The organism is Lachnospira intestinalis (genome assembly GCF_040095895.1).
GTDB lineage: Bacteria > Bacillota > Clostridia > Lachnospirales > Lachnospiraceae > Lachnospira > Lachnospira intestinalis.
The window spans coordinates 21,633-33,917 of sequence record NZ_JBBMFS010000011.1 but is presented as its reverse complement, the minus strand read 5'-3'; the positions used below and the strand labels follow the sequence as shown (position 1 = coordinate 33,917).

General features: G+C 43.2%; 9 protein-coding genes. 7 read left to right on the top strand and 2 right to left on the bottom strand.

Going from position 1 to position 12,285, the window contains the following annotated elements:
* Nucleotides 1–28 precede the first annotated feature (28 nt).
* From WMO37_RS11910 to WMO37_RS11880, 7 genes are all read left to right on the top strand, one after another.
* The gene (locus WMO37_RS11910) at nt 29–1,750 is read left to right on the top strand and encodes a methyl-accepting chemotaxis protein (RefSeq protein ID WP_349155124.1); all 1,722 of its coding nucleotides are present in this window, start codon (nt 29–31) and stop codon (nt 1,748–1,750) included.
* 462 nt (nt 1,751–2,212) lie between these two features.
* Entirely contained in the window at nt 2,213–2,773 is a 561-nt protein-coding gene (gene pth, locus WMO37_RS11905) for an aminoacyl-tRNA hydrolase (protein WP_022432100.1), read from the top strand.
* 26 nt (nt 2,774–2,799) lie between these two features.
* A complete protein-coding gene (gene mfd / locus WMO37_RS11900; protein ID WP_349155123.1) occupies nt 2,800–6,414 on the top strand; it encodes a transcription-repair coupling factor in 3,615 nt (1,204 codons plus the stop codon).
* 134 nt (nt 6,415–6,548) lie between these two features.
* Nucleotides 6,549–7,523: an aldolase catalytic domain-containing protein gene (locus tag WMO37_RS11895; protein WP_022432098.1), complete on the top strand. Its 975-nt coding sequence runs from the start codon at nt 6,549–6,551 to the stop codon at nt 7,521–7,523.
* Between the two features lie 140 nt (nt 7,524–7,663).
* Nucleotides 7,664–8,695 carry a branched-chain amino acid aminotransferase gene (locus tag WMO37_RS11890; protein ID WP_349155122.1) on the top strand — a complete coding sequence of 344 codons (1,032 nt, stop codon included), beginning with the start codon at nt 7,664–7,666 and terminating at the stop codon, nt 8,693–8,695.
* Nucleotides 8,696–8,970: 275 nt separating this feature from the next.
* Nucleotides 8,971–9,738, top strand: coding sequence for a PD-(D/E)XK nuclease family transposase (locus WMO37_RS11885; RefSeq protein WP_349155121.1), 768 nt, complete (start codon nt 8,971–8,973; stop codon nt 9,736–9,738).
* Nucleotides 9,739–9,895: 157 nt separating this feature from the next.
* Entirely contained in the window at nt 9,896–10,186 is a 291-nt protein-coding gene (locus tag WMO37_RS11880; protein ID WP_320055238.1) for a MarR family winged helix-turn-helix transcriptional regulator, read from the top strand.
* A 35-nt stretch (nt 10,187–10,221) separates the two neighbouring features.
* On the opposite strand, the gene WMO37_RS11875 is transcribed toward WMO37_RS11880, so the two are convergent.
* Together WMO37_RS11875 and WMO37_RS11870 are read right to left on the bottom strand one after the other, a co-directional pair.
* A complete protein-coding gene (locus WMO37_RS11875; RefSeq protein WP_349155120.1) occupies nt 10,222–11,670 on the bottom strand; it encodes a nicotinate phosphoribosyltransferase in 1,449 nt (482 codons plus the stop codon).
* A gap of 104 nt (nt 11,671–11,774) precedes the next feature.
* Nucleotides 11,775–12,227: a hypothetical protein gene (locus WMO37_RS11870; RefSeq protein ID WP_022432093.1), complete on the bottom strand. Its 453-nt coding sequence runs from the start codon at nt 12,225–12,227 to the stop codon at nt 11,775–11,777.
* Nucleotides 12,228–12,285 lie beyond the last annotated feature (58 nt).

Sequence of the window (12,285 nt, the reverse complement as noted above, 5' to 3'; positions counted from 1 at the left end):
AGAAAACAGCAGTAAGGAGGAACAACATATGATTCAGGCAATGGTCAAAAAATTGAATGGGAAAAGACTGCGGCAGCGTATTTCATCTGCAATTTTAATAGTTGCAATATTGGTAAGTTTTTCTGGTATTCTTGGAGGAACTGCCATGTTAGTAATGGGTATCCAGTACCATTACGCATTAACCAATTATGGTTTTTCGCAGGGTGATATCGGTAAGATGATGATTACATTTGCAGATACCAGAAGTAACCTGCGGGCGGCAATCGGTTATCAGGATAAGACACTGGTACAGGAAACCTACGAAGCGTATGAAACAAAGAAGCAGGCATGTAAGGATTATGCAGCTATAGTAGAAGAAACAGTTGCTTCCGCTGAAGAACGTAAATTGTATGATCAGATCATGAGCGGTATGGAAGATTATTTTACATCAGCTGATAAGGTAGTACAGATGGGTAAAGATGTAACGAATATCGATCAGAGAAATCAGGCACAGCGACTGGCAAAAGATGAAGTGGTACCGAAGTACGAAGCAATTTATGAGAATATGGTACAGCTGATGGACGCCAATACCAGCGAAGGTAACAAATTGGAAACGAATTTAAAGGTATTAACATATGTCTTACTGGCGGTAGTTGTTCTTATTATTATTGCAGCAATTTTAATCGCAAGGAAGCTGGGCGATGCGCTTGCGTTAAATATTGTAAATCCGCTCGATGCATTGGCAGAACGTTTTAAGGCCTTTGCACAGGGTGATTTGACAAGTGAATTTCCGGTAATGGAATCAGAAGATGAAGTATCTGATATGGTTACTGTTGCAAAGGATATGGCAGAGAATCTGTCAGCAGTTATTGAGGATGTTAATTACCGTATGGAACTGTTGGCAAAGAATGATTATACAGGCTCGTCTGCAATTCCTGAAAAGTATCTGGGTGATTTTGCAGCCATGAATGATGCAATCCATCAGATGAACGAAGATATGAACGATACAATGCGCCACATTGAAGAAGCTGCCGCTCAGGTATCAATCGGTGCAGGCAACCTTGCAGAGGGGTCACAGAGTCTTGCAGAAGGTTCTACAGACCAGGCCGGTGCAGTTGAAGAATTACTTGCCTCTTTTGCAAGTATTACAGAAGGTGTAGAACATACACATGACAGTGCAAGCGTTTCGTATGATTTATCTGTGAAATATGCAAAAGAAGCAGACAGAAGCCAGCAGGAGATGCAGGCGGTTACGGAAGCTATGCAGCGTATGAGTGAAATGTCTCAGAAGATTGAAAGCATTATCGGTGAAATCGAAGAAATTGCTGAACAGACCAATCTGCTTGCATTAAATGCTTCTATTGAAGCCGCAAGGGCCGGAGAAGCCGGACGCGGATTCGCTGTTGTTGCAACACAGATTGGCAAGCTTGCTGACGAAAGTGCTCAGTCTGCAGTGAATACAAGAGAACTCATTATGAATTCTATTCAGGAAATTGAAAATGGTAACCGTGCCGTAGAGAAGACTTCTAAGACGATTATTGAACTGGTTCAGGGTATTAATGAAGTCGCAGAAAAGTCTAAAGAGCTAGAGGAGCTTTCAGAAACACAGACAGAACAGATGAAGCAGGCTGAAGCCGGTGTTAACCAGATTTCAGAGGTTGTACAGAGCAATGCCGCTATTGCGGAAGAATCTTCTGCAACAAGTGAAGAGCTTTCAGCAGAATCTATTTCACTGAACGAACTTGTACAGCAGTTTAAGCTGAAAAAGTAATTTTTGACACTGATATCAGAATATGCTAGAATTTAAAAATGCGTAGACACGCAGTGAAAGCATACAGAACAGATAAGCGTGAAGTCATGAAAAATGGACTTCGCGCTTTTTTGCACAGATGTTTGCTTCTGAGCGAAAGCAAACATCTATAATGACAGATAAGAAATCGCCTATGCGAATTTCTCATCGCCACTTTGCAACAAGTTGCTCAGAAATGGAGATAAGTGTGAAAAATCACACTGATGTGCTGATTTTTCACACAGCATTTTGTGCCGCAGGCGTCACAAAATAGCTTTTATCGCAGAGCCAAATCTGACATTTGGCTCGCGGTTCCTCCGGCATTAAAATGCCTGCGAAGTGTGAACAAGCCATAAACAAAAGCTTGTTCACACAGATGTTTGCTTCCGGGCGAAAGCAAACATCTATGATGGCAGATGGGAAATCGCTCAGAAAGAGGTATGTATGTATATTATAGCGGGGCTGGGAAATCCCGGCACACAGTATATGGGAACAAGACACAATGCAGGATTTTCTGTGATAGATGCGCTGGCAGATCAATATAATATCAGCGTAGACACACAAAAACACAAAGGGATGATTGGCAAGGGTATGATTGAGGGAGAGAAGGTCATTCTTGTAAAGCCGATGACGTATATGAATCTGTCCGGGGAATGTATCCGTGAAGTCATGGATTATTATAAGGCGGATATCGATGATTTAATCGTTATTTTTGACGACATCAGCTTAGAACCGGGCAAACTGCGTCTGCGGGCAAAGGGAAGCGCAGGCGGACACAACGGTATTAAAAGTATTATCGCGCAGCTTGGCAGTGACCGGTTCAAGCGTGTTAAGTTCGGTGTCGGTGACAAACCGAAGGGCTGGGACCTTGCAGACTGGGTACTCGGAAAATTCCCGGCAGATTTATACGATACACTGCGGGATGCCAATCAGAGAGCCTGCGAAGCGGTTGCCTGTATCATGACAGAGGGTATTACCGGTGCGATGAATAAATTTAATGGATGAAATAAAAATTGTAGAATTGAGGAAGTATGAAAACATTTTTTGAGCCTGTGCAGGGGATGGCAGGGATAGAAGAAATTAAAAAGTCTTTTAGCCGGCTGGGGCATGCGGTAATGGTCAGCGGCTGCATTGACACGCAGAAAGCACATCTGCTGGAAGCACTCGGGGAGCAGTATCCAATCCGGGTCGTGATTACTAGCGATGAGGTCAAGGCAAGACAGCTTTGTGAGGATTGTCTCTTTTTTGATAAGAGCAGTATTTACTATCCTGCCAAGGATTTTATCTTTTACAGCGCCGATGTGCATGGCAACCAGCTTGCGGGAGAGCGGCTTGCATGCATTTACAAAATCATTCAGGCGCAGAAGCATATCAGTGAAGACAGTATTTCAAACGGTAAAACAGACGGCATACAGCCGGAAAACAAAAATGCGGCGGGACTTACGGTTGTGACAACGATTGACGGCTGTGCTGATTTGCTCGTTCCGCTTGAAAAATATAAAAATGCCACGATTTCATTTGAAAAAGGACAGGTTCTTGATTTAGAAGCACTTTCAAAGAAACTGGTACAGATTGGCTATGAGCGATGTGCGATTGTGGACGGACAGGGCAAATTTGCGGTGCGCGGCGGTATTATCGACATTTTCCCGTATACGGAAGAAACACCGGTGCGCATTGAGTTGTGGGACGATGAGGTGGATTCAATCCGTTTGTTTGACGTGGAGAGCCAGCGTTCCATTGAAAAGATTGAGCGGTTTGAAGCTTTTCCGGCGACAGAATGCCTGTTAAGCGAAGAAGAAATTGCGCGCGGCAGGGAAAAGTTACAGGAAGAACTGGCAGGACAGCTGACCGCCTTTGGTAATGATAAGAAGAAAAAGACGGCAGAGGATATTGAGAAATGCAACCGTATCCGCAGAAATGTGGCAGATATGGAGCGTACCGGTGATTACAGCAAGGCATTGCGGATGTTTGCAGAGGAACTGACCGGATTTTTAAGCTATTTTCCAAGGGAAGACACGCTGTTTGTATTAGATGAGCCGAACCGCTTAAATGAGCGGATGGAACTTATTTTATATGAATATACGGAAAGTATGAAAAACCGTCTGGAGGGCGGATATATTCTGCCGGGACAGACCGATATGATTCACGGGATTGAAAGCATTTATGTGGGACTTGAAAAGAAACGTACCCTGCTGTTGTCGGCGCTGGATTACAAGCCGGAAAAATTTGCCGTGGCGGAATATGTGCGCATTGATACCCGCAGTATCAGTCCGTACCACAACAGCTTTGAGTATCTTGCGGACGATTTAAAAAAATATAAGCGTTCGGGGTATAAGAGTATCCTGGTGTGCAATTCGAGAACGCGTGCGGCAAGAATTGTGCAGGATCTGGCGGATCTGGGGCTGACGGCGTATTTCAGTGAAGATTTTGAAAATGAAATGCTTGAAGGCACGATTATGGTCACTTACGGCAGTCTGCACAAGGGCTTTGAGTATCCGCTTCTGCAGTTTGTCGTGATTGCGGAAAATGATATTTTTGCAAGCAGGCACAAAAAACGTGAAAAGAAGAAAAAGTATGACGGAAAGTCGATAGCCGGTTTTAACGAACTGAATATCGGCGATTTTGTCGTGCATGAAAGTCACGGACTGGGTGTGTATAAGGGTATTGAAAAAATTACGGTCGAGGGCGTGGAAAAGGATTATATCAAGATTGAATACGCCGGAAACAGTAACCTTTATGTGCTGGCGACACAGCTTGACCGTTTACAGAAATATGCGGCGGCGGATACCGAAAAGAAGCCGAAACTCAATAAGCTGGGGACACAGGAGTGGAATAAAACAAAATCCAAGGTACACGGCGCGGTTGAAGAAGTGGCAAAGGATCTGGTTGCGCTGTATGCGGCGCGGCAGAAGGAAAAGGGTTATCAGTTTGGACCGGATACCGTATGGCAGAGGGAATTTGAAGAAATGTTTCCGTATGAGGAAACGCAGGATCAGCTGACGGCGATAGAAGACACCAAGCGTGATATGGAAAGTACCCGCATTATGGACCGTTTAATCTGCGGTGATGTCGGCTATGGCAAGACTGAAGTCGCAATCCGTGCGGCATTTAAAGCGGTACAGGAGGGCAAGCAGGTGGCATATCTTGTGCCGACAACCATTCTTGCCCAGCAGATTTACAACACCTTTGAACAGCGGATGAAAAATTTTCCGGTGACGGTGGCACAGCTGTCAAGTTTCCGTACAAGCAAGGAAATCAAGGAAAGTATTTCCGAGTTAAAAAAAGGTTTTGTAGATATTGTAATCGGTACACACAGACTGTTATCCAAGGACGTGGAGTTTAAGGACCTGGGACTGTTGATTATTGATGAGGAACAGCGTTTTGGTGTAACCCATAAGGAAAAGATTAAGAAATTAAAAAATGATGTGGATGTCATGACGCTCAGTGCGACCCCGATTCCTAGAACACTGCATATGAGCCTTGTCGGTATCCGTGATATGAGTGTACTGGAAGAACCGCCGACAGACCGCGTGCCGATACAGACCTTTGTAACGGAACATAACGATGAAATGATCCGGGAGGCGATTCACAGAGAGCTGGCAAGAAACGGACAGGTGTATTATGTATACAATCGTGTCCGCAGCATTGATGAGGTGGCGGCACACATTGAGGAACTGGTGCCGGAGGCCAATGTCGCCTATGCACACGGTCAGATGGAAAAACGTATGCTTGAAAAAATCATGTACGAATTTATCAACGGAGAAATTGATGTCTTAATTTCAACCACGATTATCGAAACCGGTGTGGACATTTCAAATGTCAATACCATGATTATCGAAGATGCGGATAAATTCGGGCTTTCACAGCTTTACCAGTTACGCGGGCGTGTCGGACGAAGCAGCAGAACGTCCTATGCATTTTTATTGTACCGCAGGGACAGAATGCTCACGGAAGTGGCAGAGAAACGTTTAAGTGCGATTCGTGAATTTTCGGATTTCGGCTCCGGTTTTAAGATTGCGATGAAAGACCTTGAAATCCGTGGCGCAGGAAATGTGCTTGGACGCTCCCAGCATGGGCATATGGCGGCGGTTGGATATGATTTGTACTGTAAAATGCTCAATCAGGCGGTGAATGATTTGAAGGGCATTAAAAATGAATATGGTTTTGAAACAAATGTGGATTTGAATGTAGATGCATTTATTCCGTCTTCTTATATTAAGAGCGAATATCAGAAGCTGGATGTCTACAAGCGGATTGCGGGTATTGAAAGCGAGGAGGAACTGTCGGATATGTGCGACGAACTCGGTGACCGTTACGGCAGTCTGCCGGCAAGTGCCTCCAATCTTTTAAATATTGCACTGGTTAAGTCTATGGCACACAAAATCGGCATTACCGAGATTCAGGGCGGAACGGACGAAACACCGGGTGCATCGCAGTGGCGGACGGTCATGAAGATTTATCCGAAAGCGGACATTCAGGGGGATAAAATCGAAAATTTTGTAGCCGGATACGGCGGTGCGGTGCGGTTTATCAGCAGTCCGGAACCGAAATTTGTCTGGAGGGTGACAAAGAAGAAATTCAGCAATGCGCAGGAATATCTGGCAGGATTAAAAGCCCTGGTAAAGGATATGCAGCAGCTGACGTAAATCGGTTATAAAGCATTTTGGAAAGGATTCTTCTGAAAGGGGTTTGCATTTTGAAAAAAGTGTGCTATAATACGTTAAAGTTTAACGCTTTAAAGTGAAAAATAAAACAAAAGCAGATATTGGAGGAAAAGGAAATGGAACAGAAGGGCGAATTAATTTCTTACAGACCGGATATTAAGGTCGTTGATTGTACAATCAGAGACGGAGGATTGGTCAACAATTTTTATTTTGACGATGAATTTGTAAGAAATTTATATACCGCCAACGTGGCAGCAGGTGTAGAATACATGGAGTTCGGTTATAAGGCTTCAAAGGAAATTTTTGACGTTAAGGAATTCGGCAAGTGGAAGTTCTGTGATGAGCAGGATATCCGTGATATTGTCGGTGATAACAACACCGATTTAAAGATTTCCGTTATGGCAGATGTCGGACGTACCGATTATAAAAAAGATATTATTCCAAAGACAGACAGCGTGATTGACATGATTCGTATTGCTACTTATATTAATACAATTCCGGCGGCAATCGAGATGATTCATTACTGTGCGGAGATGGGCTATGAAACCACGATTAATATTATGGCAGTTTCCACAGCGGCAGAATCTGAGCTGGATCTGGCACTGGATTTACTGGCACAGAGCGAGGTCGGCACGATTTATCTGGTTGACAGCTATGGTTCTTTATATCCGGAACAGATCCGCAGACTGGCGGATAAGTATTTGAAGGTTGCAGAAAAATACGGCAAGAAGGTCGGTATCCATGCACACAACAACCAGCAGCTTGCATTTGCAAATACGATTGAAGCCTGCACCGTAGGTGTCAGCTATCTGGATGCAACGATGAGCGGCATGGGACGCGGTGCAGGAAACTGCAACATGGAACTGCTGTTAGGCTTCCTTAGAAATCCGAAGTACAGTTTGAATCCGGTATTAAAATTTTTACAGAACCAGATGCTTCCGTTAAAGAAGACAGGGCTTGTATGGGGCTGTGATGTACAGTATATGCTGACAGGACAGCAGAATCAGCACCCAAGAACTGCCATTGCGTTTACGGCAGAACAACGTGAAGATTATGCGGCATTTTATCAGTCATTATTAGATCGGGAATAAAATGATGAAACTTCCTAAAAATGCAGAAACTGGGATATTGACTTTCACAAGGTATCGCAGTAAAATAACTGTTAAGAATTGAGTGGAATGAAGTAAAAGATATCATTTCGTAACAATCCGACTAGACGCGAAAGGAAGTAATGAAGATGGAAAAGAAAAATCTTGACTGGGCAAATCTTGGATTCGGTTATGTAAAGACAGATAAAAGATTTGTAGCAAATTATAAAGATGGAGCGTGGGATGACGGAGTCATTACAGATGATGATAAGGTCGTGTTAAATGAGTGTGCAGGTGTACTTCAGTATGCACAGACTTGTTTTGAAGGTTTAAAGGCTTATACAACAGAAGACGGTCATATTGTTATGTTCCGTCCGGACCTCAATGCACAGAGAATGCATGATTCCTGCGAAAGACTGGAAATGCCGCCATTCCCTGTAGACAAGTTTGTACAGGCTGTTACAGATACAGTAAAGGCAAATGCAGCATGGGTACCGCCATTTGGTTCAGGTGCTACATTATACATCCGTCCATATATGTTCGGCAGCAATCCGGTTATCGGTGTAAAGCCGGCTGATGAATATCAGTTCAGAATCCTTACAACACCGGTTGGTCCGTATTTCAAGGGCGGCGCAAAGCCTCTTACAATTAAGGTATCTGATTTCGATAGAGCAGCACCTCACGGAACAGGTCATATCAAGGCCGGTTTAAATTATGCCATGAGCTTACATGCAATCGTAACAGCACATAAAGAAGGCTACGCAGAAAATATGTACTTAGACCCGGCAACAAGAACAAAGGTAGAAGAAACAGGCGGTGCAAACTTCCTGTTCGTTACAAAAGACGGTACAGTTGTAACACCAAAGTCAAACAGTATTCTTCCTTCTATTACACGTCGTTCACTCGTATATGTTGCGAAGGAAATCTTAGGACTGAAGGTTGAAGAACGTGAAGTTACACTGGAAGAAGTAAAGGATTTCGCAGAATGTGGTCTTTGCGGTACAGCAGCTGTTATCTCACCGGTTGGTAAGATTGTTGACCACGGCAAGGAAATCTGCATGCCAAGCGGTATGGAAAAGATGGGTCCTACAATCCAGAAGCTGTACGATACTTTAACAGGTATCCAGATGGGCAAGCTTGAAGCACCTAAGGGCTGGATTTATACAGTAGAATAATTCGTCTAATGATTTTATCATGAATTTTGTTGATACGGTTTTGTGATAAAGTGTTAAAAAGCAGATAGAGAGCAGATACAGAAGGAATTTTTGTGTCTGCTCTTTTTGTATTAAAGGGACTTTGTCAGGACGGAGGAAAATGGTTTTAAATGCTATTTGTATAGTGTAAAAAATATATTGACAAGGTTTATTATATGAAGTATATTATATACATCAACAATATTTATAAATATTGTTGAATGATGAATAAAATGCGAAAGAAAGGGGCGATGCGATTGCCAAAAAGCACAACAAAATTAAAACAGTATTTTCCGATGATTCGTGAGCGGGAGGATATTGAAAGAGAAATCCGCGAGAATCCAAAACTTTTAGAAAAATATCGGGAATGGGACGAAGAACAGCAGGAAGAATTTTTAGACTACTGCACCGGGGTCAAAGGCGAAAAGAAAAAAGCCTTCAGTTATAAGGATATAAAATCCGTCTATACGATAGTATTCTTTGAAACAAGTATCAAAGAATTTCATGAATATCCACAAAACTACATTCACAAATTCAAACAGCAGTCAGACACAGGTCTGGAACTGGAATTACTGCAAAAATATGTGTTCATACCGCTTGACATTTTCCGTGGAATCTACCACAATAATCTTAGGAATAAGACAGAAGCGTGGCTCACATTTCTAAGTACAGACGAACCGGAGATTATCATTGAACTAATCAGTCAGTACCCGGAGTTTAAAGAAATGTACGAAGAAATCTATGTCATGTGCCAGAATGTGGAAAAGGTGATGGAAATGTTTTCAAAGGAATTGATTCAACTGGATAGAAATACGGTGCAGTACATGATAGATGAAATGCAGGATACGATTGATGTTCAGAAGGAAAAGATTGACACGCAGAAGGAAGAATTGGAAGCAAAGCAGGAAACGATTGATTCACAGAAAGCAACCATTGACACACAAAAAGAAGAACTGGAAGCAGCCAGACGCCGGTTACGGGAAATGGCGGAAAAGCTGGAACAGCTTGAGCAGAATCAAAAGTAAAAAATGAGTTAAAACACAGTCCGTCAGATAATCATGAAATGTCCGGCGGGCTGTGTTTTCCGCTGTATGCCTGCTCCAGAGAGATTATCAAGCGGTATACACCATTTCTTGAAAAAATAGATTTAACCTATACACAGTACATCGCCATGATGGTGCTGTGGAAAAAAAGCAAATCAGTGTCAAGGAACTGGGCAAATGCCTGTTTTTAGATTCCGGAACACTCACGCCGCTCTTAAAAAAATTAGAGCAGAAAGGCTATGTGACACATACCCGAAGCGAAGAAGACGAGCGGGTGTTAATTGCCGCCATTACGCCAAAGGGAGAAGACTTAAAAGACGAAGCGGTGCTGATTCCGCAGAAAATGATGGCATGCGCGGCACTTCCGCAGGAAAAAGCTGCACAGTTGTATACGCTTCTGTATGAACTGTTAAATACACTGGAAAAATAGAAAAGCAAATTAAAAAAGGGCGGGAAGCCGTATTGCTACAGCTTTTCCCGTCCGTAATTGTGCAGGAGTTCCTGCTTTAAATCATAAAGCTTCTGTGATAAATCGACATGAACAACCTGAGGATTAATCAGCCGCTTGGATTCATCCCAAAGCGTTGCCTGCTCCTGTTTGCAGTATTTCTGAATGTCCATGACATTTGGCGAATCGTAAACACACTCGCCCTTATCAAATACTTTCACCATAATCTCACGCATAGAATACTCGCCCGGCTCCATCAGTGTCTTTTTCCACGTTTCCACAGGGTCAAATAAAAGCAGAGGCTGTGATTCATCATACGTTTCATCGGCCAGCGCGATTAAATCCGCCTTAATCATGCCGTCGGCATCGTAGACACGGTAAACCGTCTTGTTGCCCGGATTTGTGATTTTCTCTGAATTTTCGGACAGCTTGATTTTCGGAATAAATGTGCCGTCATCGCCCATCACTGCGGCAAGCTTATAAACACCGCCGAATGCCGGGTTGTCCTTAGAAGTAATCAGATTGGTTCCGACACCCCATGAAGTAATCGCCGCACCCTGTGTCTTTAAGGAGTCAATCAGATATTCGTCTAAGTCGCTGGAAGCGGAAATAATGGCATCTTCAAATCCGGCATCGTCTAACATTTTACGCGCTTTCTTTGTCAGATAAGCTAAATCGCCGGAATCCAGACGGATACCGTAGTCCTTTAAATCAATGCCTTTTTCACGCATTTCCTTAAATACGCGAATCGCATTCGGTACACCGGAACGCAGGGTGTCATACGTATCGACAAGCAGGATACACGCATCCGGATACAAATCGGCATAGGTTTTAAATGCAGTATATTCATCCGGAAAGCTCATAATCCAGCTGTGGGCGTGTGTTCCCTTTACCGGCACACCAAACATCTGACCGGTCAGGACGTTGCTCGTACCGACACAGCCTGCAATAACAGCGGCTCTTGCACCGTAAATACCGGCGTCCGGTCCCTGTGCGCGGCGCAGACCGAATTCCATAATACCGTCACCCTTTGCGGCGTAGCAGACACGGGCGGCCTTTGTGGCAATTAAACTCTGGTGGTTGATAATATTTAAAATAGCTGTTTCAACAAGCTGTGCTTCCATAATCGGTGCGATGACCTTGACAATCGGTTCACGCGGGAAAATGACCGTACCTTCCGGAATGGCATAAATATCACCTGTGAAGTGGAAGTTACTTAAATATTCCAGAAAGTCTTCATCAAAGATAGACAGACTACGCAGGTATGCAATATCATCTTCTGTAAAATGAAGATTCTTAATGTAGTCAATGACCTGTTCTAAGCCGCAGGAAATCGCATAAGCGCCGTCACATGGATTTTTTCTGTGAAAGGCATCGAAAATAACCGTGCGGTTATTGTCGGTTTTAAAATATCCCTGCATCATAGTCAGTTCATATAAATCTGTTAAAAGTGTGAGATTACGCATAAATCCTCCATTCTTATGTATCATCGGATACATGGCACTCAATTAGATGAAAGGGCTGTGCAAAAAATAGGAATACTTTCTGCAACAGCCCTTATGTAAATTAATTATTTGTTCTTACTGAAAAATTTTTTAAGTCCTTTTTTCTTCGGAGCCGGTTCTGCAACGACTTTACCGCCGCGTACAGATTTGATTCCTGTAATGTAAATACCGCTGACTTCAGCTTTGACTTCGGCCTTAACCGGAAGCTGGTCAAAAACCTTCGGGTCTGCCATAAGTGTCATGATTCTCGGTCCGATTTTAGCTTTTACAATAGGCATCTTACTGCCGCGCAGATACTTTGGTGTCTGCTCTAAAACCATCTTTGGAAGATTGGCATCTTTAAGCTTCATCTTCTTTTTATCAATGATTAACATGGACATCACCTGCTTTGCCGCATCAATCTGCGCCTGCTGTTCGTCCTGCTGTTTACGGAGCTTGTTTCCAAAAATCATTAAACCGATAAATACGGCAAGTAAAATGACGAAAATTACTAATAAAACGATTCCCCAGACTGGCATAGTATCGTCCTCCTAAATTATTAAAATATCTATAAAAGTATAGCATATATGCCCGTAT